The organism is Alcanivorax sp., from assembly GCF_017794965.1.
Lineage (GTDB): Bacteria > Pseudomonadota > Gammaproteobacteria > Pseudomonadales > Alcanivoracaceae > Alcanivorax.
Window position 1 is genome coordinate 18,437 of record NZ_CP051240.1, and the last position, 22,739, is coordinate 41,175.

23 protein-coding genes are annotated in these 22,739 nt (G+C 60.2%); 10 read left to right on the plus strand and 13 right to left on the minus strand.

The window, feature by feature from the left end:
- Nucleotides 1-109: 109 nt before the first annotated feature.
- Nucleotides 110-694: a hypothetical protein gene (locus tag HF945_RS00095; RefSeq protein WP_290523830.1), complete on the plus strand. Its 585-nt coding sequence runs from the start codon at nucleotides 110-112 to the stop codon at nucleotides 692-694.
- A 398-nt stretch (nucleotides 695-1,092) separates the two neighbouring features.
- Here HF945_RS00095 and HF945_RS00100 read toward each other — a convergent pair whose 3' ends face one another.
- Together HF945_RS00100 and HF945_RS00105 are read right to left on the minus strand one after the other, a co-directional pair.
- Entirely contained in the window at nucleotides 1,093-2,034 is a 942-nt protein-coding gene (locus tag HF945_RS00100) for a hypothetical protein (protein ID WP_290523831.1), read from the minus strand.
- On the minus strand, nucleotides 2,031-2,684 hold the full coding sequence (locus HF945_RS00105; RefSeq protein WP_290523832.1) for an HAD family hydrolase: 654 nt from the start codon (nucleotides 2,682-2,684) through the stop codon (nucleotides 2,031-2,033). Before HF945_RS00105 ends, HF945_RS00100 begins: the two co-directional genes overlap by 4 nt.
- Nucleotides 2,685-2,965: 281 nt before the next feature.
- Between HF945_RS00105 and HF945_RS00110 the strand changes: the two genes are divergently transcribed.
- Genes HF945_RS00110 through HF945_RS00120 form a run of 3 tightly spaced genes read left to right on the plus strand, consistent with a single transcriptional unit; the run spans nucleotide 2,966 to nucleotide 7,231 of the window.
- The gene (locus HF945_RS00110; RefSeq protein WP_290525363.1) at nucleotides 2,966-3,511 is read left to right on the plus strand and encodes an RNA pyrophosphohydrolase; all 546 of its coding nucleotides are present in this window, start codon (nucleotides 2,966-2,968) and stop codon (nucleotides 3,509-3,511) included.
- Nucleotides 3,504-5,783 (plus strand): phosphoenolpyruvate--protein phosphotransferase, encoded by a 2,280-nt coding sequence (gene ptsP / locus HF945_RS00115; protein WP_290523833.1) that lies wholly within the window; start codon nucleotides 3,504-3,506, stop codon nucleotides 5,781-5,783. The genes HF945_RS00110 and ptsP overlap by 8 nt, the downstream gene beginning before the upstream one ends.
- 2 nt (nucleotides 5,784-5,785) lie before the next feature.
- The gene (locus tag HF945_RS00120) at nucleotides 5,786-7,231 is read left to right on the plus strand and encodes a M20/M25/M40 family metallo-hydrolase (RefSeq protein WP_290523834.1); all 1,446 of its coding nucleotides are present in this window, start codon (nucleotides 5,786-5,788) and stop codon (nucleotides 7,229-7,231) included.
- A gap of 4 nt (nucleotides 7,232-7,235) precedes the next feature.
- Here HF945_RS00120 and HF945_RS00125 read toward each other — a convergent pair whose 3' ends face one another.
- Nucleotides 7,236-7,988, minus strand: a complete 753-nt coding sequence (locus tag HF945_RS00125) for an NRDE family protein (RefSeq protein ID WP_290523835.1) — start codon at nucleotides 7,986-7,988, stop codon at nucleotides 7,236-7,238.
- Between the two features lie 167 nt (nucleotides 7,989-8,155).
- Here HF945_RS00125 and HF945_RS00130 point away from each other — a divergent pair, with 167 nt between their 5' ends.
- From HF945_RS00130 to HF945_RS00145, 4 genes are all read left to right on the plus strand, one after another.
- Nucleotides 8,156-8,959 carry a sulfite exporter TauE/SafE family protein gene (locus HF945_RS00130; RefSeq protein WP_290523836.1) on the plus strand — a complete coding sequence of 268 codons (804 nt, stop codon included), beginning with the start codon at nucleotides 8,156-8,158 and terminating at the stop codon, nucleotides 8,957-8,959.
- Nucleotides 8,960-8,965: 6 nt separating this feature from the next.
- The gene (lgt, locus tag HF945_RS00135; RefSeq protein WP_290523837.1) at nucleotides 8,966-9,763 is read left to right on the plus strand and encodes a prolipoprotein diacylglyceryl transferase; all 798 of its coding nucleotides are present in this window, start codon (nucleotides 8,966-8,968) and stop codon (nucleotides 9,761-9,763) included.
- Between the two features lie 12 nt (nucleotides 9,764-9,775).
- Nucleotides 9,776-10,609 carry a thymidylate synthase gene (locus tag HF945_RS00140; protein ID WP_290523838.1) on the plus strand — a complete coding sequence of 278 codons (834 nt, stop codon included), beginning with the start codon at nucleotides 9,776-9,778 and terminating at the stop codon, nucleotides 10,607-10,609.
- Nucleotides 10,610-10,680: 71 nt separating this feature from the next.
- Nucleotides 10,681-11,190, plus strand: coding sequence for a dihydrofolate reductase (locus HF945_RS00145; protein WP_290523839.1), 510 nt, complete (start codon nucleotides 10,681-10,683; stop codon nucleotides 11,188-11,190).
- Between the two features lie 409 nt (nucleotides 11,191-11,599).
- On the opposite strand, the gene HF945_RS00150 is transcribed toward HF945_RS00145, so the two are convergent.
- The 3 genes from HF945_RS00150 to HF945_RS00160 form a co-directional block, all read right to left on the minus strand.
- On the minus strand, nucleotides 11,600-12,022 hold the full coding sequence (locus HF945_RS00150; protein WP_290523840.1) for an OsmC family protein: 423 nt from the start codon (nucleotides 12,020-12,022) through the stop codon (nucleotides 11,600-11,602).
- 86 nt (nucleotides 12,023-12,108) lie between these two features.
- Nucleotides 12,109-12,804, minus strand: a complete 696-nt coding sequence (locus HF945_RS00155; protein ID WP_290523841.1) for a hypothetical protein — start codon at nucleotides 12,802-12,804, stop codon at nucleotides 12,109-12,111.
- Nucleotides 12,805-12,889: 85 nt separating this feature from the next.
- Complete coding sequence (locus tag HF945_RS00160; RefSeq protein WP_290523842.1) at nucleotides 12,890-13,396, minus strand: DUF6231 family protein; 507 nt, start codon at nucleotides 13,394-13,396, stop codon at nucleotides 12,890-12,892.
- A gap of 299 nt (nucleotides 13,397-13,695) precedes the next feature.
- On the opposite strand from HF945_RS00160, the gene HF945_RS00165 reads away from it, so the two are divergent.
- Both HF945_RS00165 and HF945_RS00170 read left to right on the plus strand, forming a co-directional pair.
- On the plus strand, nucleotides 13,696-13,872 hold the full coding sequence (locus tag HF945_RS00165) for a hemin uptake protein HemP (RefSeq protein WP_290523843.1): 177 nt from the start codon (nucleotides 13,696-13,698) through the stop codon (nucleotides 13,870-13,872).
- 254 nt (nucleotides 13,873-14,126) lie between these two features.
- Entirely contained in the window at nucleotides 14,127-15,089 is a 963-nt protein-coding gene (locus HF945_RS00170; RefSeq protein WP_290523844.1) for a hypothetical protein, read from the plus strand.
- Between the two features lie 617 nt (nucleotides 15,090-15,706).
- Here HF945_RS00170 and HF945_RS00175 read toward each other — a convergent pair.
- The 7 genes from HF945_RS00175 to HF945_RS00205 all read right to left on the minus strand — a co-directional run bounded on the left by HF945_RS00175 (nucleotide 15,707) and on the right by HF945_RS00205 (nucleotide 22,589).
- Nucleotides 15,707-16,021: a YqcC family protein gene (locus HF945_RS00175; protein ID WP_290523845.1), complete on the minus strand. Its 315-nt coding sequence runs from the start codon at nucleotides 16,019-16,021 to the stop codon at nucleotides 15,707-15,709.
- An 8-nt stretch (nucleotides 16,022-16,029) separates the two neighbouring features.
- The gene (locus HF945_RS00180) at nucleotides 16,030-16,737 is read right to left on the minus strand and encodes an HAD family hydrolase (RefSeq protein ID WP_290523846.1); all 708 of its coding nucleotides are present in this window, start codon (nucleotides 16,735-16,737) and stop codon (nucleotides 16,030-16,032) included.
- Between the two features lie 93 nt (nucleotides 16,738-16,830).
- Complete coding sequence (locus HF945_RS00185; RefSeq protein ID WP_290522779.1) at nucleotides 16,831-17,814, minus strand: IS110 family transposase; 984 nt, start codon at nucleotides 17,812-17,814, stop codon at nucleotides 16,831-16,833.
- A 429-nt stretch (nucleotides 17,815-18,243) separates the two neighbouring features.
- The gene (locus HF945_RS00190; protein ID WP_290523783.1) at nucleotides 18,244-18,954 is read right to left on the minus strand and encodes a DUF2894 domain-containing protein; all 711 of its coding nucleotides are present in this window, start codon (nucleotides 18,952-18,954) and stop codon (nucleotides 18,244-18,246) included.
- Nucleotides 18,947-19,594: an OmpA family protein gene (locus tag HF945_RS00195; protein WP_290523784.1), complete on the minus strand. Its 648-nt coding sequence runs from the start codon at nucleotides 19,592-19,594 to the stop codon at nucleotides 18,947-18,949. The genes HF945_RS00190 and HF945_RS00195 overlap by 8 nt, the downstream gene beginning before the upstream one ends.
- Nucleotides 19,594-21,807 carry a DUF802 domain-containing protein gene (locus HF945_RS00200; protein ID WP_290523785.1) on the minus strand — a complete coding sequence of 738 codons (2,214 nt, stop codon included), beginning with the start codon at nucleotides 21,805-21,807 and terminating at the stop codon, nucleotides 19,594-19,596. The genes HF945_RS00195 and HF945_RS00200 overlap by 1 nt, the downstream gene beginning before the upstream one ends.
- The gene (locus HF945_RS00205) at nucleotides 21,804-22,589 is read right to left on the minus strand and encodes a DUF3348 family protein (RefSeq protein WP_290523786.1); all 786 of its coding nucleotides are present in this window, start codon (nucleotides 22,587-22,589) and stop codon (nucleotides 21,804-21,806) included. Before HF945_RS00205 ends, HF945_RS00200 begins: the two co-directional genes overlap by 4 nt.
- Nucleotides 22,590-22,739 lie beyond the last annotated feature (150 nt).

The window sequence follows — 22,739 nt, forward strand, 5'->3', positions numbered from 1 at the left end:
AATAAAGATCCGGGTTTTCGAGGCTGTAGCACAGTCAGGTCCACCCTTGAAACAGTATAGTGATGGCGTTTTGACGAGCCGTTTCAATTTTGAAGAGGACGTATTTTTCATGTTCAAGAAAGCATTGCTTGTGTCTGGTATCGCGCTGACCGTTTCTGGTACTGCCATGGCGGAGCAGCGTACTTCTGCTGTTCGTGACAACGGTTTTTCCTACAGCTACGGTCAGCTGGCTTATGACCGCTGGGATGTGGATGGCGACTGGGACGCGGATGCGTTGAGCGCGGAAGGCAGCTTTGGCCTTGATGAGCATCTGTTTGTTCGTGGTGCCCTGCGTTTCTACGATGGTGACTATGATATCGATGGCAAACAGCTGTCCGGTGGTATTGGTTTCCACACCCCGCTGCAGCAGGGTCTGGATTTCGTCACCAGTGCGGACATCATTTACGATGATCGCGATCACCGTTTCGGTGATGACGATGATGTGGGCTTCGAGATCCGTGGTGGTGTCCGTCACGCCACCACTGACAAGATTGAGCTGTCGGGTGGTCTGACCTACCTGGATCTGTATGACGACGATCTGGGGGTTTACGGTGAAGGCCTGTTCAAGGCAACCCCTGCCGTTGATATCGGTGCCCGTGTGGTGGTGGCCGGTGATCGCGACACCATTGGCGTATTTGGTCGTTATAACTTCTAAACGGGTTATCGACGATCGTACAAAAAAGCCCGCAGGGATGACCTGCGGGCTTTTTTTGTGTTGATCGCGGATTTCCGGGAAAGCCCCCCCGCTTTTCCGTAGGGGCTTGTCTGCAGGCAGGTTATTCGCTTCGCTCCCCTTTGGGCCGCACTGCTGCGTGCGTTACTCCGCTGCGCTACGTTCCTGCGGTGGATCACTGAGACCTCTGTGGTAAAACGGGCTTTGCTGATTGTGTGGGAAGTTCAGCTTGCTGAATTTACCCCGGACATCGATCTCACTGGGCGTAGTAAAGCGCAGGAATCGCGCCGCCACCGAGCGCAGCGAAGGAACGCCTGACAAGGCGGCCCCGCAGGGTGGCGGAGCGAATAACCGACGCGCCTACGTAAAGGTGGCAGGGCTTACTCGCCATCGCCACGTAGCTGCCAGGCTTCCAGTGGCCCCCAGCCTTCCTCTGCACTGGCGGCAAGGGTGTCGAGCAAGCCGGGGCGGCTTTCATTCCAGGCACTGGCGGCGCTGTCCGGCAATTGTTCCAGTGATGCCAGCAGCCTGTCGTTGACGGTGCGGCGAACGACATCCGGAATCACCAGTTCATCATCATTCACGGCACTGCTGGCCAGTTTCTGGTGGCGCTGGATAATACGTGACAGGGCGCAATCCAGATTGTCAGCGGACACCGGAAGGGAATTGCTCAGGCTCTGATAATCCGCCACGGCCTGTTCGCCGGCCAGTTTCAGATAGCGCAGCCGTCGCGGCGCGTTATTGTCTTGCCCCTGAAAGTGATCCAGCCCGCGGAGGGCATCACCGCTACCATTGAGCACGACCAGCATGGCTGCAAAGCCGAGACTGGCCTCCGCTGCATCCGTGGCGCCGTGCTGGAGGCGCAAGGTCTTGCGATCCATTTCCAGATACGGATCGCTGATCAAACCGGACTCCGGCCATTGCGGCATGGCGTCGATGTAGCCTGGATAAAGCGGCCAGCTGTCCATGCGTTCCAGCAAGGCCTGCTGATCCAGCTGACAGGCGCGGGCATTGAGCAGCAGGGTTTGTGCGGTGAAAGTCTCATACCAGTCAGCAAGGGCGAGACGCGCCGCGTCCAGGCTGTCCTGGTCCGCTTCCTGATCCATTGTGACCAGTGCCTGCTGCCAGCGGGCAGCGGCGGCTTCGAATTGTTGGCGATGCTGTTGCTGCCAATCGCTGACGCGAATGCTGCTTTGCGCTGGCTCAGGCTGCTCTGCTTGCGGAGCCGGGGCGTCGGGGGCATCGCAGCCGGACAATGCGAGCGCCAGCAGGGCGGCAGCCATAACGGTGATGGATGCTTTCATGGCGGTTACCGGGTTCATCGCAGGCTCATGATTTGCCAGCCGCGCTCTCGGGCTTCGCGCTCCAGGCTGGCGTCCGGGTCCACTGCCACGGGGTGGTCCACCTGCTCCAGCAACGGGATATCGTTGTGGGAGTCGCTGTAGAACCAGCTGCCCTGCAGGGATTCATCGTGCTCCTTGAGCCAGTCATGCAGGCGCGTGACCTTGCCTTCCCGGTAGCTGGGAATGCCGGCCACTTCGCCGGTATAACGTTCCTTCTTGCATTCGGCCACGGTGGCAATCAGATGATCTACGCCCAGGCGATCAGCCAGTGGCGCAGTCACGAAATCATTGGTAGCGGTGATGATCATCAAGGTGTGGCCCTGATCCCGATGTTGCTGGAGCAGGGTCTCCGCCTTGGGCAACCACATCTCGTCCAGCTTTTCCGCCAGGAATTGTTCGCGCCAGAAATGCAGCTGGGCCATGTCGTTGTCGGCGAGCACCTTCAGGGAGAAACGCAGGTAGGCCATGATGTCCAGACGACCATTCTGGTAATCCACATAGAACTGGTCGTTGGTTTCCTTGTAGTGCTCGGCATCCACAATGCCCTTTTCTACCAGCCAGTCGCCCCACAAGTGGTCGGAATCGCAGCCAATCAGGGTGTTGTCCAGGTCAAAAATCGCGAGTGTCATGGCCTCTCCTTTGCTAAGCCGCTCATTCTAGGGGATGGCGGTGACAAGTTATAGCGAGCACTGGGTGCTTTCCGCGAAGGAAAGCCGGCAAAGGGTACAAAAGTTGCAGTGATTCCCGTACTCGGGAATTGATTGCAGGTTGCCGGACAAGGTTTAATGGGGCAACAGCGCCCGAAAGGCACGTAACAGTAACCCTATGAGTCATAGGGGTTTTCGGGCATTGGCTGCCCTCGCCACCTGGCCTGGCACGCAGCCCCGATTCCAGAGAGATCATGACAGGCATTATTGATGAAAAAGGGTTCCGGCTGAATGTCGGAATCATTATTGCCGGCGACGATGGCCGGGTGTTCTGGGGTCGCCGGGTAGGCAATCGTGATGCCTGGCAGTTTCCCCAGGGTGGCATGATGCCCGGAGAAACCCCGGAAGAGACCCTGTTCCGCGAACTGGAAGAGGAGGTTGGTCTGCGTGAAGAGCATGTGGAAATTATTGCCTCTACCGAAGGTTGGCTGACGTATCGGCTGCCGCGTCGTTTTCTGCGCCGGCCACGCAACAAACCCCATTGTATCGGCCAGCGGCAGAAATGGTTCCTGCTGCGACTCACCGCCAGTGAGGAATCCATAGACCTGTTTGCCAGTGAGAGCCCGGAGTTCAAGGCCTGGCGTTGGGTGAACTACTGGTATCCGATCCGCAAGGTGGTGCATTTCAAGCGGGGCGTGTATGCCCGTGCGCTGCGTGAGTTGGCGCCGGCGCTGAAAAAGGAGGTGGGCACGCTTGCTTCCGGGCGGGCCGCTGATCCGGCCCGGACGGGAGGCAGTAACGATGCTTGATACCCTGCGCCGCATTGTTCAGGAGGTGAACAACGCCCCGGATATCCGAGCGGCGCTGGATCTCATGGCCAAGCGTGTGCGGGATGCCATGGGCACCGAAGTGTGCTCCATCTACCTGCGGGACGAAGAAGACCAGCGTTATGTGCTGATGGCCTCAGAGGGCCTCAAGCAGGAAGCGGTGGGAAATGTGAGCCTGGGACTGGCAGAAGGTCTGATTGGTCAGGTGGGGTTGCGCGAGGAACCGGTCAACCTGGAAGACGCGTTCACGCATCCCAAGTTTCATTACCTGGCGGAAACCGGGGAAGACCCTTTCCATGCCTTCCTGGGTGTGCCGGTGATGCACCACGGCAAGGTGCTGGGCGTCATGGTTGTGCAGCAACGGGATGTGCGGCGTTTTGATCAGAGTGAAGAAGCCTTTCTGGTAACCATTTCTGCCCAGTTGTCCGCAGTCATCGCCCATGCACACGCTTCCGGCGTATTGTTCGATCAGCTGGAAGCCGGTGTGGATGGCTCGCTGCCCAGTTTCTATGACGGTTTGCCCGGCTGCCCCGGCGCCGCTATCGGCTACGGTGTGTTGTTGTTCCCGGAAGCGGATCTGGCGTCCGTGCCGGATCGGAACGTGGACGACGTCGGTGATGAAATTGCCCGGCTGGATGATGCGCTGGTACGTACCCGGCAGGAAGTGCGGGACCTGGCCGAGCGGGCCTCCAAGTCCCTGGGGGCTGAAGAGCAAGCATTGTTTGATGTGTATCTGCGCATGCTGGATCGGCATGCCTTGCCGGCGGAGGTCATCGCCCAGATTCGTGAGGGGCAATGGGCCCAGGGGGCCTTGCGTGATGTGGTGGACACGCATGTGCGCAACTTCGAAATGATGGATGATCCCTACCTGCGCGAGCGGGCGGCGGATGTTCGGGATCTTGGCCGGCGAGTGCTGGCCCAGCTGCAGAGTCAGACCCGCCGTCATGTGATCTTTCCGGATGAATGTATCCTGCTTGGTGAAGACATTTCGGCGCCCATGCTCATGGAAGTCCCCCGTGAGCGTATTCGTGGCATCGTCACCACTCGCGGCTCGCGTAATTCCCACATGGCCATTGTGGCGCGGGCCATGGGCATACCTACCGTGGTGGGTGCCCAGAATCTGCCGCTCAAACAGATGGACGACAAGGAAATCATTGTGGATGGTTTCCGCGGCCGGGTGGTGGCCAATGCGTCTGCGGAGCTGAAAGCGCAGTTCGAAGAGATCATCCGTGAAGAAGCTACCCTGCAGGCCGGACTGGAGCGTCTGCGGGATCTGCCTGCGGAAACCGAGGATGGCAACCGGATCCAGCTGCAGGTGAATACCGGGCTGATGACCGATATCAGCCGGTCGCTGGAGCGGGGCGCAGAAGGGGTGGGGCTGTACCGTACCGAAATTCCCTTCATGGTGCGCGACCGCTTTCCCTCCGAGGAGGAGCAGCGGGTGATTTACCGGGAGCAGCTGGCGGCGTTTGCTCCCCACCCGGTGACCATGCGCACCCTGGATGTGGGCGGGGACAAGTCTCTCAGTTATTTTCCCATCGAAGAGGACAACCCCTTCCTGGGCTGGCGGGGGCTGCGAGTCACTCTCGATCACCCGGAAATTTTCATGGTGCAGTTGCGCGCCATGCTCAAGGCCAGCGAGGGGCTCAACAATCTGCGCATCATGCTGCCTATGGTGACCAGCGTGATCGAGGCAGAGGACGCCCAGCACTTTATTCACCGGGCCTGGCTGGAAGTGCGAGAAGAAGGCCTCGACATTCCCATGCCGGAAGTCGGAGTCATGATCGAGGTGCCTGCGTCGGTCTATCAGGCAAGGGCGCTGGCCCAGCGAGTGGATTTCTTCTCCATTGGCACCAATGACCTGACCCAGTATCTGCTGGCGGTGGATCGCAACAACCGCCAGGTGGCCTCACTCTACAATTCCTATCACCCGGCGGTGCTGCACGCGATCCTGCATGTGGTGGAACAGGCCCGGGAAGAGGGAAAGAAAGTCTCGGTGTGTGGCGAGATGGCCGGTGAGCCGGCAGCGGCCCTGCTGCTCATGGCCATGGGGGTGGATGCCCTGTCCATGAATGCGTCCAACCTGCTGAAAGTGAAGGCGGCCATTCGCCAGGTGAAGATGTGCTTTATCCGCAAACTGCTCAGTGAAGTGTTGGCCATGGATAATGGCGAAGTGATTTCGGCCTACGTGGATCTGCAGCTGGACAAGGCGGGTCTCGGTGACCTGCTGCGAAACCGCAAGGCGATCAACTGATCATGTCTGGCCGATTGCTGGCCCGACTCGGTGTCCTGTTCGTGCTGTTGCTGGCGGGACTGCTGGCGGTGATGGTGAGCCGCACCTTATTGCTGGCCCCGCAGGAACGCAAGGCCGTTGCCCTGCCGGCACTGGCTGAATCCAGTGATGAGCCCGCCATGGTGGCTCGACTGTCACGGGCCATTACCTTTCCTACCCTTACCGGCAATGATGCTGCCTTTGATGACTTCCATGCATTCCTGCGTGATGCCTTTCCCCTGGTGCATGCTTCACTGTCATTAAAGATCTTCGGCCATAGCCTGTTGTTTCACTGGGACAGCGGCCAGGGCTGCAAGCCCACTCTTCTGCTGGCCCATCAGGACGTGGTACCGGTCTCATCACCGGAAGACTGGCGCTATCCGCCGTTTTCCGGGGTGAATGAGGAGGGATATATCTGGGGGCGGGGTGCCATGGATGACAAGGTTTCGGTCATGGCTATCCTCGAAGCCGTGGAGGGGATGCTGGCGGCGGACCAGCAACCGCCCTGTGATGTCTGGCTGGCTTTCGGTCACGATGAGGAGACCGGCGGGGTGCATGGCGCTGCCAGAATGGCGGCCTGGTTACTGTCGCAAGGGCTGCAGTTCGAACTGGTGCTGGATGAGGGAGGCATGGTGTTGCCGGGCAGTACCCTGGGTATCAGCGCGCCGGTGGCGCTGATCGGTATCGCCGAGAAAGGCTATCTCAGTGTGGTTCTGAGGGCCCATGGGGAGCCGGGGCATTCATCACGGCCGCCGGCGAAGACCGCAGTGGGCCAAGTAGCCGCTGCCATTCAGACGCTGCAGTCGCATCCTCGCCCGGCGTCCCTGGGGATGCCGGTGCGGCAGATGCTGGAACAGGTGGCGCCCTGGCAACCGTTTGCCAAACGCATGGTCTTTGCCAATCTGTGGCTGTTCGAGCCGCTGGTACTGCAACAGCTTGCCAGCAAGCCGGAGACCAACGCCTTGATCCGAACCACCCAGGCACCCACCATGCTCAACGCCGGGGTGAAGGACAATGTGCTTCCTGCCACGGCGGAGGCGGTGGTGAACTTCCGCCTGTTACCCGGCGAGAGCCGAGACAGCATTCTCGGTTGGCTGGAGGCTATCCTGCCGTCGGACGTGCAGGTCACTGTAAAGGACGGTTTCTTTGCGGAAGCCTCGTCGATCTCGCCGGCCCACTCCGCTGCGTTTGAACGGGTGGCGGGGCTGGCGGCGGCCTTGCCGGACGAACCGGTGCCGGCCCCCTTTCTGATGATTGCCGGCAGTGATGCCCGGCATTATCAGGCCTTGTCGGAAAATGTGCTGCGCTTTCTGCCGGTGTCACTGCAGCAGGAAGACATCGCTCGCTTTCACGGGCCCAATGAGCGGCTGGCCCGTGACCAGTATGCCCTGATGGTCCGCTTTTATGCGGGCGTGCTGCAGAGCAAGTAGGGCTTCAGCGGGAGCCGCTGGCTACAATCGGCCCGGCGGTCTGCCCATCCGGTTGCCAGCCCTGTTCCAGCATCGCCGGGCCGTTGCTCCTGTCCAGAATCACTGCGCTGCTGGCGCGTGTGCCGTAGGTGGGGGACTGGATAAAGACCGGCGCCACCAGTCGCTCCAGGTCCAGCCCGACACCGGTATCAGGCAGTTCGTCATCGGCGGGTTGGTGACGGTCGTTGACCACGTCCAGAAGCTGTTCCAGTGCCCCCCCCTGTGCGATGACCTCCTGCATATGCCGTTTGGCCCGTTGTACCTTGGGCCAGGGATCATCCATGAGCCCGTTGCTCAGGCCATGGATGCCCGGTGTGACTGGCTGCGGCGGGGCGCCGCGGTTGCCCAGGTACCACAGGCTCTCCGGCGTGCCCAGCAACAGGTTAAAGGCGCCATAGTGGTGTTGCTCGCCAGCCAGTTCCCGGGCGAACTGTTCCGGGCTGGCGCTGGATTCCAGGAAGGCGCTGGGTAGCAAGCCGCGGGAGCGCTCCCCGGGCTGGCGGTCGGTGACCGGTTCGCGGTAGTTGGTGACCACCGCAAAACGGCCGTTGCGGTGAATACCGAGCCAGGTGCCGCCGGCGGTCAGATCAATGCCGCAGAAAATATCTCCCCGCCAGCGCGCCGGCTCTGCGGGCCGGGCATGGAACTCATCCCGGTTCGCTGCCACCCGTAACGGGGTGTCAGACTCCGGCTGCCAGTCCAGCAATACTATACACATTGGGTCTTCCTTTTCTTTTTACACGCCTGAAGTCATCAACGTAGCAGGGCTTGTGCTCCAATGCTCAGATGCCCGATGGCTTTTAGCGTCAGGCATCGAGCGTCCGGCGTCAGGCGTCCACCCGTGCTAGCATACCTGCCTTGCGGTGGTCTGTGTCGGGAGTCGGTGTGCTGGAACTGTTTGTCATCTGTCTGGGTGTGGGCGTCGGCGCCGGGTTGCTGGCCGGGGCGCTGGGTCTGGGCGGTGGCGTGGTGATCGTACCCGCATTAATTTTCCTGTTTCATGGACTGGGTTTTGCGCCGGACCTGGTGGCCAAGATGGCGGTGGCCACCTCCTTGAGCACCATCATCATTACCTCCATCAGCGCGGTACGCACCCATCACAAGGCCGGCTATGTACGCTGGCCGGTGGTGTTTCGGCTGGGCGCGGGCATTGTGCTGGGCGCCTTCGCGGGCGCGTTTATTGCCGATGCCATGAACGGTGAACTGCTGACCCGGTTGTTCGGTCTGTTTGCCATGATCATTGCCCTGCAGATGCTGCTGGCGGGACAGAAAGCATCACGGCCCGGCGCAGAGGAGCGTTTGCCCGGGGCTGCGGTGCTGGGGCTGGCCGGGGTGCTGATTGGTACCGGGTCCGCCATTTTTGGCATTGGTGGTGGGTCGCTGACGGTGCCTTTTCTAAGTTGGTGCCGGTTGAAAATGCAGCAGGCCGTGGCGATTTCCTCGGCCTGTGGTCTGCCCATTGCGGTGGCCGGCACGGTGGGGTTTGCGGTGGCTGGCTGGGATGAATCCCGTCTGCCGGATGGGGCGATGGGCTATGTGTTTTTACCGGCTACAGCCGGTATAGTGCTCACCAGTTTTCCGTTTGCCCGCCTTGCGGCCAGCATCAGCCATCGTTTGCCCTCTGTCACTCTCAAGAGGGTTTTTGCCGGGGTGCTGTTCCTGCTTGGGCTGAAGCTGTTTTTTGGATAGAACGTTATGGAATTTCCTGTGATTGATCCGGTGGCCATCGCTATCGGTCCGCTCAAGGTGCACTGGTACGGGCTGATGTACATGATCGGCTTTGCCGGGGCCTGGTGGCTCGGTACCGTGCGGGCAAGCAAGCCGGGCTCCGGTTGGACCCGGGAGCAGGTCAGTGATCTGATCTTCTACGGGGCCATGGGGGTGATCCTCGGTGGCCGTCTGGGCTATGTGTTCTTCTACAACTTCAGCAAGTTTCTCAGTGACCCGGTCTGGCTGTTCCAGGTCTGGGATGGGGGCATGAGTTTCCATGGTGGGGCCATTGGTGTGCTGGTGGCCTTTGCCCTGTTTGCCCGCAAGACCGAGAAGCGTTACTTCACGGTGGCAGATTTCATGGTACCCATGGTGCCCATTGGTCTGGCGACTGGCCGATTCGGTAACTTCATCAATGCCGAGCTGTGGGGGCGCACCAGTGACGTGCCCTGGGCGATGGTTTTTCCCACCGATCCGCAACGCTTGCCGCGTCATCCTTCCCAGCTTTACGAATGCCTGCTGGAAGGGGTGCTGCTCTTCATCGTGTTGTGGGTGTATTCCGCCAAACCACGCCCGGCGGGAGCGGTAACCGGCCTGTTTGGTGTGGGCTATGGTGCCGCGAGAACCTTTGTGGAATTCTTCCGCGAGCCGGATGCCCATATCGGCTATCTGGCCGGTGGCTGGCTGACCATGGGCATGCTGCTGAGTATCCCCATGATCATTCTGGGGACCGCCATGATGGTATGGGCGTATCGCAACGATGAACGCCAGGCAACAGCGTAAAAAGGTGAGGGCATGAAGCAATATCTCGATCTACTTCGTCATGTGCGTGAACACGGCACCTTCAAGGAAGACCGGACGGGCACGGGCACCTATGCGGTATTCGGCTACCAGATGCGCTATGACCTGAGTGAAGGCTTCCCCATGCTCACCACCAAGAAGCTGCATCTGCGTTCTATCATCCACGAGCTGCTGTGGTTCCTGTCCGGCGAGACCAACATCCGTTACCTGAAGGAAAATGGCGTTTCCATCTGGGACGAGTGGGCTACCGAAGACGGTGAGTTGGGCCCGGTGTACGGCGAGCAATGGCGCAGCTGGAAAACCCCCGATGGTCAGGTCATCGACCAGATCACCCAGGTGCTGGACGAGATCAAGCGCAATCCGGATTCCCGCCGTCTGGTGGTGAGTGCCTGGAATCCGGCGGTGCTGCCGGATCCGTCCATTTCGCCGGATGCCAATGCGGCGGCGGGCAAGCAGGCGTTGCCGCCCTGTCACTGCCTGTTCCAGTTTTATGTGGCGGACGGCAAACTGAGCTGCCAGTTGTACCAGCGCAGCGGCGATATCTTCCTCGGCGTGCCGTTCAATATTGCCTCCTATGCGCTGCTGACCCTGATGATGGCGCAGGTGTGCGGTCTTGAACCTGGTGACTTTGTTCACACCCTGGGCGATGCCCACCTGTATTCCAATCATCTGGAGCAGGCGGACACCCAGCTGGCCCGCGAGCCCCGTTCGCTGCCCACCATGACCCTGAATCCGGAGGTGAAGGACCTGTTTGCCTTTACCTTCGATGATTTCACCCTGAGCGATTACGAGCCCCACGCCCACATCAAGGCGCCGGTAGCAATATAGAGACGCAACACGCAACACGCTTCACGCAGCACGCGTGGGGCATGGTGCGTGGTGCGTGATGCGAGGTTTAGATGTCCATTCGACTTTCCATGATGGTGGCCAAGGCCAGTAATAATGTGATCGGCCGGGACAACAAGTTGCCCTGGTATCTCCCCAATGACCTCAAGTATTTCAAGCAGGTCACCTTCGGCAAGCCGGTGATCATGGGACGCAAGACCTGGGAGTCCCTCAAGGGGCCGTTACCGGGCCGTACCAATATTGTGATTACCCGTCAGGCGGATTACGTGGCCGAGGGCGCCAAGGTGGTGACGACCCTGGATGAGGCGGTGGAGATGGCCCAGAACGTGGCGTTCATCGAAGGTCAGGAAGAAACCGTGATCATGGGCGGGGCGGAGATCTATCAACTGGCGCTGCCAAAGGCGGATCGCCTTTACCTCACCGAAGTGCATGCAGAGGTGGATGGCGACACCTTCTTCCCGGATTACGACGCCACCGAGTGGAACGAGATCGGGCGCGAGGACTTCGCCGCCGAAGGCCCAAACCCCTACGATTATTCGTTCGTGGTTTACGAGAGAAAATAGAGAATAGCTACGAGCTACGCTTGATTCGATAGAGGAGCCCTGAAAAGTCCCGAGCTTCTGCATTGCTACGAAGCCGCTGTAGGAACGTAGCGTAGCGGAGTAACGCACGGAGTGCGGCCCCGAAGGGGTGAGCGTAGCGAATAACGAGCCTGCTCGCGATCCGAGCCCAAGCGAGGTAAGGATTCCAGAATCGCTGTTCGATCTGTAGGAGCACCGTTCAGGGTGCGAACCGAGCTCCAGCGAGGCAAGCGGTGCTGCTGGCCGCCCTGATGTCAGGATGGATATTGCCACCGCCGTTCGGCCAACATGTTGGCTCTCCAGCAGCTTAAGCAGGCGCGGGGAAAACGCTGCTCGTTTGGCTACAAGTCAAATTCGCGTTGCTGCTTGTAGCTTGAGGCTTGCAGCTGATTCACCCCCGCGGCTCGATGATCACTTCACTCTTTACGGATTGGGCAATAAAACACTTCTCGTGTGCACGTTGATGAAGCGCCTGGATCTGACCGATGTCGGGCTGCTGGCCGTTGAAGGTCACCAGTGGCTGCAGCTTGATCTGCTTCACGAAGATTCTGGCCTGGTCGTTCTGGCCCAGTACCGCAGAGGGATCATCATCGTAGCTGGCCACGGAAAGTCCTTCCCGGGCGGCTTCGGTCAGGAAAGACAGCAGGTGGCAGCTGGCCAGGGCCGCGATGAAGGCCTCTTCCGGCTCCATGAATTCCTGTTGCCCATGCTGGCCATCCACCACGCGTACTTCGTTGCCATCGGCCAGGTGCCACAGGTAATGATCCTGGTTGCCATGGGCTGTCCAGCTCAGGTGCATGGTATGTTGCGGCACAGCATATCCCCCGGTTTGATTCCGTTGTTGTGGCTTCAGTATGCCATTTATCGGCGCCTTTGCCATTGCAGGATGTAACCGGTTGTTCAGGGCTGGTCCTGGTCCTGGTTCGGGCTCCCGGCCAACTCCCAGAAGCGGAAGATGGCCACGTTGTTAAGGATGGACAGTACGCTGATGGGCAGGGCAATCAGCAGGCTCGCTGCCATGATGTTGGGCACGGCGGTGCTGATGAGACTGGCCAGCATGCTGCTGATCAGGGTGTAGGTCAGGAACACCAGCACAATCACCAGCAGCAGTGGCCACTGTTGCGATTCGGTCATGGTGAAAGACTGGCGGATAGCACGCAGCGGGTTGTGGCGATGCAGCACAACCAGATAGGGCGCGAAGCTGAGCCGGGTATAGACCCAGAGCGCAGGGAAAAAGAACGCCAGCCAGCCGAGAGCAACGCCCATGGCAATGATGGCGTACGTTGCCAGCAGGGCCGGGTACATCAGTAGTGCGGGCGCCATGCAGGCGAGCAGGCCGGCGGGTTTTCCGCCACGGCTTGCAGCCAGCTGGGTGATCACCGTGCCTTCCGCCAGGGGGCGGAGCAGCATGATCAGTATCAGGCTGGTGGTGCTGAAGGTGATGCTGCCGTTCGGGTCGTCGGGCAGGGCGATGGCTGCACCAAAACCCCATTGCAATAACTCGGTGGTCAGGGCAAAGGGGGCGGAAACCAGAAACAGGGGGCCGAGGTAGCGCCACCAGAAGTAGAGGATTTCGCGAAAACGTTGACCGATCATGGCGTTGCCGACAGACAAGAAAGTGACGCAACCTTACGTCAGCACCGCGGGATTTTCCAGCCGGGAAGTGTCCGGCTGAACCGGTTCACCACCAGTACTTGCCCCAGTTTTCCGGATTGGCCCAGAACCGTGAATTATTCCAGCTGCGCTCGAAATTGTAGTTGTCGAGATCGTAGCTGTAGATGTCCAGGCTGCGCCCGTCGTGACTGAAATGCCCTTGCTCCCGGCAGCCCAGGGCCAGAAAACCGTTGCTGGGCCAGCGCAGGGTCTGGGGGGCCAGCTTGGGCTGGTAAACCGCCACAACCGAATCGGTATGCAGGTTGCGCAGCAGCCCCATCAGGGCTTCGCCGTCACGGTGGGTCATGTATTCCAGCTGGTCCGCCACAATCGCCATGTCCACACGCTCAATCTCTTCAAGCGCAGCAAAGGGCGTGGGGGACTGGATTTCGTGGAGTTTGCAGTCGTGGTCCTTGCACCACTGACTGACCACCGGGATGGGATTGAGGCTTACTGCCAGAACGGAACGGGGCTGGTGGCTGTCCAGGATAGCGGCCAGACGTTCCTGGGGGGACTCGGTCATTGGATGTGCCATCGCAGTATTCATGGTTTCAGTCTAACCCCATTACAGGGAACTTTTCGATAGCGGAAAGTAAAAAGCTGTGTGGTTCGGTGAAGGGGAAGATTGAAGCAGGTCCCGGTTCAACGGGAGTGCTAGCGATGTGTTGCTGATGACGGTTTCGATTGCCCGCCTGCTCTTGCGATGGCTTGTGTCTTCGTCAAAGGGGGTTGGCAAAGGTTGAATCGTGATGCTGTTCAGATAATCGCAAAGAGGCGTTGACGAATGTCTAATCAATAATGATAATGATTCTCATTTAAGACATGGAGGCCAGCATGACACAGCTAAAGAAGACCGTTACCTCGTCCCCGCGCCGGGTGTCCATCAATGCGGAGAGCAGTGTGGCAAGTTCCCTGTTGCTGAACCACCAGGGCAAGCTCTGGATTGAGCATGCCGGTGAGCGTTACCTGCTTCGGCGCACGTCCAACAACCGATTGATTTTAACGAAGTGACGCTGCACGCAACACGCTTCACACACCAACGCGAAGCAAGGTTCTCATTCCTGAAGTTCCTGTGCCAAACGCGGTAACGTTTTTATCGCGGCTCAAGACTTTCAAGCACGGATAGCCTTTCCCCGCGTTGTTGCGTGCAGCATGTTGCTTGTTGCGACTCTCTTTCTCCCTGACGTGGATCGCCAGCCGCCGCCAGCTTTCCACACCTAATACTGACGCACCGGGAGGTCTGGTGCGTAAGACCTGGAGGCATTATGTCTGTCATGGCATGGCCCTCGGCACCGGCGGCATCTCCCCTGCTACGGCAATGCGGGGCAGCACTGGGTGACCGGGTCCTGCGACTGCAGGATGAGCCGCTGGCTATTCTCAAAGGGCTCTACCGTCTTGGCTCACTGGTGGTGACCACCTTCTCTTCCGGCTCGAAAGTGTCGCAGAGCATGCGCTACCCGACCCTCAATGATGGGGAATGGAGCCTGGAATCGGTGGGTGAGCGCTGTCGTCTGCGTCAGAATTTGCTGGTGGCGCAATGGCACTCGGTGCTGGCGGTGCTGGAGCCCACCGGGTCGTTGCCGGCACGCAGCCTTCTGTTTCTGGATCGCCATGGTCAGCCTTTGCAGCAAATGGCGGTGGCGCCGGACAGTGGCGGGCTGGCATTTGAGGAGCTGGTCTGTGCCATGTTGCATCCGGACCAGCAGGCACTGGATCTGCCACGTCCGTGCGGGGTCTCGCTCCGGGGTGTTGGCCATTCCCTCAATGAGATGGAAAGGGTGTGGAGCGGCAGTCGCGATGATGACGATTTTGCCAGCCTACTGGCCGGCTACCCCGGCACCCGTTCCAGCTTGTACGCCTCAGTGCGTGACAGCTTTGCCTGCCAGGTACGCCCGGAAACCCTGCCGGTGGTGCTGGCCGAATCTGCCTGTCAGGATGCGGCGACCACCCTGTGTGTCGGCAATCAGGGGGTGCGACTGTGCATGACCGCGCCCTGGTCATCTCCCCGCTGGCAGAACAGCCATTGCCACCTGGCCCACAACGGCGCCCTGGTCTCCCTGGATATGTCGAAGATGCATAGCCTGTGGCGGCTGCGCAAACCCGGAGACGGGCAGGTAGTAACGGCCCTGGAAGCACTGGATGAAAACGGTGATTGGCTTTGGACGCTGTCAGCGGGAGAGGATGAACAACATTGGCGTGATTTATTGAAGGGGGCGGTGATTCGATAGTTGTGAGCTACGAGCTACGAGCTACGAGCTACGAGCTACGAGCTACGAGCTACGAGCTACGAGCTACGAGCTACGAGCTACGAGCTACGAGCTACGAGCTACGAGCTACGAGCTACGAGCTACGAGCTACGAGCTACGAGCTACGAGCTACGCTCGATTGGATAGGGAAACCAGGAAAAGTTCCCGAGCTTCTGCATTTCTACGAAGCCGCTGTAGGAGCGGTCGTTCGACCGCGATCCGAGCCCAAGCGAGGTAAGGATTCCAGAATCGCTGTTCGATATGTAGAAGCACCGTTCAGGGCGAACCGAGCTCCAGCGAGGCAAGCGGTGCTGCTGGCCGCCCTGATGTCAGGATGGATATTGCCACCGCCGTTCGGCCAACATGTTGGCTCTCTTGCAGCTATTAGCAGGCTCCTGACTCGACAGGTCGCTAAGAATAACCTCCCTTCGGTCGCCTCGCTGCGCTCGGTTCGTCCCCTGGAAGGGAACTCCTACAGCGCCGATCTGAGGTCGGGCTGGCAAGTAAGGGCCGAGCGACGATAAGTGATTTTCGAAAGGCAAAACCGGTTTTGATCTTCGAAACTCGCAGATTGCGGCACGTCACTCGCCTCAGCGATTTTAAAAATGCTCGTCGAACGCCTTCAGCAAGCTAATGATTTCCGTCATATCCTGCTCCATTTCTTTCAGTGCCTCTTCTGCCATGGGGGCCACATCGCAGCTGCCGGGCAACGGGGCGCCGGCATCCATCATGGCGCGAAACCGTGCCACGAAAACCCATTGCAGCCACTGGCTGAAGTCCATGGTGTCCGCAAAAAACGGTGTCTGGCTTTCAAAGGCTTTGGGGGCAGGAGGGTGGGTTGCCCAGAGGCCCTGATTTTCCATTTCGGTTTGCAGGTCATCCAGGATGGCAGCGAGGGCGTTATGTTTTGTCATCAGGCCGGTTACTCATCAAACAGGGGTATCAAATCAGGGATTTCCTGAAGGTTATGGATGTGGTGGCGGGGTTTTTCGAGTTCATCCGGCCAGTCCAGATCCACCAGGTTGGCCCATACTGCATGCATGCCATGCTCGCGGGCGGCATGCACGTCTTCCAGCGGATGATCGCCGATATGCACTGCCTGATCGGCGCCGACGCCGGCATCTTTCAGTGCGGCGGCGAACATGTCCGGGGCCGGCTTGCGCTTGCCGATGGTCTCCGCGGAGTGGTGAAAGGCAAACAGGTCATCAATGCCGATCATTTTCAGATCCGCATTGCCATTGGTCAGCGCGCCAAGGGTGTAGCTGTCCGCCAGTTGCTCCAGTACCGTCCGGGCACCGGGAAAAAAACTCACCTGATTGCGGGCGCCATGGAATACCTTGAAGGCATCCAGGGCAATACGGCGGGCTTCGGCTTCGCTGAAACCGTGCTCCATGAAGGCCCGGCTCATGGCGTCCTGGCGCAGGGCGGTGAGATTGTCCAGGTACTGGGGCTTTTCCTTAAGCAGGGCCGTGCGCACCGCCCGTACCCGCTCCGCGCTCAGGGCTGCTGACGCGTCCGGGTGGTTATTCGCAATCCAGTCACTGCAGGTCTTCTCCGCATGACGAATCACTTCGTCCACCGGCCACAGGGTGTTATCGAGATCAAAGGTGATCAGCTTGAGTTTGCTCATGGGGGTAGTGTAGCGCATGCCCAGAATTTAGGCCCGGCTATGGCTACAAAGCCGCTGTAGATACCGTCTCTCTCCATACCCTGCAAGCCGTCTCTATGCGACTTGTGGGGTATATTTCTTTTGGTGCTTGATTACCCCATAGGCGATTTGCACCAGCTTGCGCATTGCTGCCACCACAATCACTTTACCTGTCTTCCCCCTGTCTTCCATGCGCCGTCTCAGTGCCCGGATATCGGGGTTGTGGGTGCATGCTGTGACTGCTGCCATGAACAATTTTCCCCGTACGTTGGCGCGGCCACCTTTGCGGATCTTTGTCGGCTTTCTGGAGTCGCCGGATTCATTGTGCACCGGCGTAATGCCCAGGAAGGCGGCACATTGCTTGGCTGACCGGAAGTCCCGACTGTGTATTAGCGACAGCAGCTCTCGGGACATCACATCGCCTACCGCAGTGATGCTCTCCAGCAGTGAGCGGTCCTGTTTCAGTTCAGGATGGCCATCAATGTGGTCATCGATGTCCTTTTTGAGCTTGCGGATCTCCTCATTCAGTGTCGCGATCATGTCCTGTATAGAGGCAATGACTCGCTCGCTTGACTGGTTGAATTCCGCTTTCTCAAGCCGGTTTTCTTCCCGCTGACGGTCTTTCTCCAAGGCCTCCAGACGAGCACCAAGCGCTCGTAACTGCCTGATCTCTGGCGCTTCCGGCTGCCATTTATGTAGTCGCTCATGCTTCTCTTTCACGTAGAGAGCCAGGCACAGCGAGTCGAGCTTGTCTGTCTTGCTTGAGAACCCTTCACTCTTGGCGAAGTCCCTGGTGCGCGCCGGATTGGCCACATACACCTGCAACCCAGCTTCATGGAGTGCGTAGGTCAGGTTCTCGTGATAAATACAGGTGGCTTCCAGCACCACATGAATCTCGGACGGCTCAGCACCGGTCTGCTTGAGCAGCCACTGCGCAACCTCGTGCTCCTTCCCGCGCCGATTCTGGAAAACCCGTGTTTTTACCTTCCGGGGATTGGCCTGGCGCAGCCAAAGTGTATCGAGGCTCTTTTTGCTGACATCAATTCCAACGAAGTGCATCTCTCGTGTCTTCCCTTGCTTATACGGCTTCATCCCGCGGAGGGGAGAGCCCGGATACCGTTCAGATTTAAGAGAATGGGTCGGAGCCAGGATCTACGTCACAGGGTCTATGCCCTCAGGAGCTTGTCAGGCTTTAACCCGACCCGTGAGTGCTGGTAGCTAATCAGCACTCGTGGAGAGATACAAGGAGCTTGCCTGCAAGCGATCCGAGCCTTGGCGAGGTAAAAAGATTCGAGTTGCGAGTTTCGAAGGGAAGAACCAGAAGCATGGAAAGCGGTTTGGGTTTTGATCTTCGGGATGTGTTTCTGGAATCCTTACCTCGCTTAGGCTCGGATCGCGGTCGAACGACCGCTCCTACGGCAGGTTCTAGCTAGCGTGTGTTGTACCGATGCAAAAAGGCATCAGGCATCAGGCGCCGCCAGGCTTCCATCATCCGCCGCGTTTCTTGCCGGCTTTTTCCAGCACCATGAGGGTGTCTACGTAATTCACGAAGTGATCCAGATAGGCGGGGGAGAGGTCCTTGAGGGCGCTGATGGCGTGGGTGACCAGACGGTGGGAATTGAGCGGGCCGGCATCGGGGGGGGTGTGGGTGAGGGCGTCTTCGATGCGGCGGCGTTTGCGTTGTTGTTGCTGGCCGGCGCGCACCCGGCTCAGGGCTTTCAGTTCTCTTGGTGCATCACTTGCCGGTTGCGGTAGCGCATCTGCTTCAAACAGATCGCCTTCCTGTTCCTGCAGCATGGCACGCAGCGGATCGCGGTTGTCCGGTTTGTGTTCTCCGCTATGACTCTGGCGCAGCTGTGTCAGCACTTCGGCAAGGGGGGAGGGTGACGGATTTGGAGCCAGCTGCCGCAGTAATGCCTTGAAGGCGTGTTGTTCGTAGAGCGGGGTAAGTTCCGGTTGTTGCTCCGGGTTCCAGTGTTGCTCGGCCTGCTGTTGTGCCGTTGCCAGTTGCTGTTCCAGCCTGTGCACTGCCTCGGCTAGACGGTTCAGGGGGCGTGGGCTGGTGTGGCGCAGCTGCGCCAGCCGTTCCTGTTGGCGTTGCAGGAAACAGAAGCCCGCAGGATCAAAGCGGTCCGCCCCCTGGGCTTGCAGGGTGTCGATGCGGTTTGCCAGATCACTGAGAGAGACTGCGTCAGTCATCGCTACCCTCTGCAGCGGCGTCGGTGTTACGACGCGGCACGGTGGTCAGCTCCACCCGGCGGTTTTGTGCCCGGGCGGCGTTGTCCTCATTGGGGACCACTGGCTGGTGAGGGCCAAATGCGGCAGCGAACACCTGGTCGGCGGGCATGCCTTGATCGATCAGACTGCGGGTAACGGTGAGGGCGCGCTGGGCGGACAGTCCCCAGTTATCTGAAAAGCGGCTGTTGCCTCGCTGGATCGGCAGGTCATCGGTGAAGCCGCTGACCATGAGCATTTCGTCATGCTGGTCCAGATACAGCTGCAGCGGCTTGACCAGATCCTTGAGCAGCACTTCGCCTTCGTCCTGCAGCTGGTCGGAGTTGATCTGGAACAGCACGCTGCCGCTGATGCCGATGCGGCCATCGCGAAAAGTAACGCGACCACTGGCCAGTGGATCGGCGAGGGCCTTTTCCAGTGCCATGCGGCGCTGTTCTTCGGCGAGGCGTTTTTCCTTTTCCTGTTGCAGCGACTCACTGAGTTCCAGCTGGATACCGATGACCCACACCAGCACCAGTACCAGGATGCCCACCAGCGCGGCCATCAGGTCGGAAAAGATGGCCCAGACCGGTGAGGCCTGGGCGTCGTCGTGAAGCTCTTCCATCAGCTGGCCTCGGCCGCAGACAGGTTACCCAGGGCGTCGATCACGTCTTTCTGGGAGGTCATGCTCAGCTCGATCACTTCGCGAGCCTGTTCCACGTAGTAGGCCAGCTGTTCATCGGCGCGGATGGCGGACTTGTCGAGGGCGCTTTCCACTTTTTGCAGGTTGTCCAGCAGCTTGTCGTTGCTGTCGCTGAACAGCTGCACGGCGGTGGTGAAGGAATCACTGAGGCTGGCCACTTCGGCAGCGCTGCCGGTCACATCGCCGGCCACTTCATTGAGGCGTTCGCTCTGCTCGCTGACCTGCTGGGTGAAGGTGTCGCCCACCTGGCTGAGGGTCTCGCTGGCGCGGGTGATCAGGGTCTCGATGGCCTCGCGCTGGGCGGTGGCCGCGTCGCGCTGGTTGCTGAGCAACTGATCCAGCTCTTCGGTAATGCGCTGACGTTCTTCCAGCAGTTCGTTGTCGCGCTCGCTGCTGCGGGTCATTTCCTCGCGCAGGCGGGTGATCACTTCCGCCGCCGCTTTCGGGGTTTCCGAGGCGGTTTCGATCAGGCGGGTCATGGGTTCTTCCAGGGCGGAGCCCAGGCGAGTCAGGTGCTCGCTGACGGTGCCCTCAAGAGCGGCCAGTCGATCGCTGGCGGCGCTGGCGCGTTCGGCTTCGGCGTCACGCAGGGCGGCCAGTTCACCACGGATACCCGCTACCAGTTGATCCAGACCTTCGCGCTGGCCGTCCAGCAGGTTGGCGGTGCTGGCTTCGAATTGCTGGTTGTTGCTGCTGAAGGTGTCGCGCAGGGCCTGCAGCAGTTGCTCATTGCTCTGCTGTTGCTGGCTGCTGTGCTGCTGCCATTGTTCGCCGGCCTGTTGAATGGCCTGGCTGAATTCGCCGGTGGCGGCATTCAGGCGGATTTGCTGCTGTTCGGCAAGGGCGGCCTGGGCATCACGGGCTTCCTGCAGCTGACGGACGTGCTGGGCCTGTTGTTCGGCCAGTTGCTCCTGCCAGTGTTGCTGGCCGTTGCGGCTGGCTTGCGCGAACTGCTCGGCCACCGTTTGTAGTTGCTCGCGGCTTTGTTCTGCCAGCCCCTGTTGGCTGTCACGCAGTTGCTCCACCAGGCTGTCACTGTTGGTCTTGAAGCGATCGTGGTGCTCCGCCAGGGACGTGCTGATATCGCTGACCAGCCGGGCGCTGGTTTGCTGATGGGTGTCGAGCCCTTGCTGCCAGTGGTTGGCGGCGGCTTCGGTGGTAGCGCGGAATTCCCGGGTCAGGTCGCTGAGCTGCTTCTCGGTGAGCTCGGCCAGACGGGCATGGGTACCTTCCACCTGTTGGTTGAGGGTGGCCAGGGAGGTTTCCATCAGCGGCTGGATGTTCTCTACGGCTAGACGGCTGCTGTCGGCCAGGGTGTCCTTGAGGGACTGGCTGACGTCGCTGGCCAGCTGGCGGTACTGGCTGTTCACCGCTTCATGGAACTGCTGCTGGTTGCCGGTGAGGCTGTCGCGCAGTTCAGAACCCAGGCCTTCCATGCGGGTCGCCAGCGCCTGCAGGGCGTCCACCAGGGCCGGGAAGGTTTCACTCTGTTGATGCAGGGCCTGATAGGCCGCTTCACGCTGATGATCCAGAGAGAAGGCATGCAGGGTGGTGTCGCTGAGGGTGTCCAGCTTGCGCGAGATCAGCATGCGGTCGCGGCGGCACAGGGTGGCGGTGAGGCCGAGCATGGCGGAGGCAGCTACCCCGGCGATAGAGGTGCCGAAGGCCAGGCTCAGGCCGGCGATGGGGGCGGACAGGGCGCTGCGGATGGCGGTGAGCTCGCTGCTGCCGTCCAGGGCGGTGGCGGCGCCCTGCAGGGTCACGATCATGCCCACAAAGGTCCCCAGCAGGCCGAGCATCACCAGCAGGCCGGTGAGGTAGGGGGTCAGTACCGGGCCGGGCAGGGCGGCGGGGTGGCCATCAATGCGGCGCTGGACGCTGTGACGCAGCGGCACCGGCAGGCTCTGCAGCCAGTGGCGCAGACTTTCGCGGCTGTCCGGCAGGTCGTCCAGGCGTTTGTCCAGCGCGGCGGTATTGCGCCGGAAGCGCAGCAGTTCAGCGAAGCCCAGGGCATAGACCGCGGCAATGATGGCGGTCACGGTAAAGGCCACGGGCTGGCTGACGAAGGTGATGGCGATCCTCAGGACTGCGATGGCGCCGATCACAAAGGGCGCAGCAAATAGATAGCGTTTCATGGAGTGGGGCTTACCTCATTGGTGTCATGCGCGTCGGCGGGGGCCGCATCGGTTGCTTCCCGGGCCGCCGCGAGCAGGCCAAGAACCGGTTCCTGTCGGGCATCCAGTTCGGCCAGTAACAGCATTTTCAGTTCCCGTCGAAACTGGGTGAGCCAGCCCTGTGGGCGGAGCCAGTCGGCGGGGGTATGGAAAGGGTCGCGCTGCTGCCAGAGCAGGCGGTAGCGTTGTTCAAGTACGCCGGTCAGGGCGGCAAAGCCCTGGCGGGCGTAGCTGGCCAGGCCGCATTCAAATACGGCGTCCAGTTCGGCCAGGTGCGCCAGCGAGGCGCTGTGACCGGCCAGCAGGCGACGGCAGCGCAGTCGCAGGTTGCTCAGGCCGGCGATCATCTGTCGCTGGTGGGCCTGATAGAAGCGCTCGTAGGCGCCGAAGCTGGGGCGCTTTTCGGGGTCGGCGTCGTCACGCAGGGGCGGCAGGGCAATTACCGAGGCGGCTTTTTCGCCGCTGAAGCTTCGGCCCAGGTGGTCGAGCAGGGCACGGCGGGTCTTCAGCAGGTGCTCCTGCAGCTGTGCGGTCAGATCGTCGCCGGGGCTGAAGGGCCCTTTGGGCGCAACCCGCGTGGCACCGTCCAGGGCAATGGCATCGGACAGGTCAAACAGGCGCCCGAGACGCTCGGCAAAGTCGCCGTGGCTGGCCTGGGCGGCCTTGCTGTCCAGGCTGCTCAGCAGCTGCACCAGGCGGCTGCCGGAAAGGGCGGATTGTGTGCGCGGTTGCGTCCTGTGCATGATGACGGCGGTGGTCCATTGGTGTTCACGGTGCCGGGCGGGTGGTTCCGCCGGGCGAGCCGGACATTCTAATCGGGAAAGGGGTGGGATGATAATGCGTCTGTCGGTTGGGGGATATGGGGCGGATTTCTGTAATACTGGGCAATATGT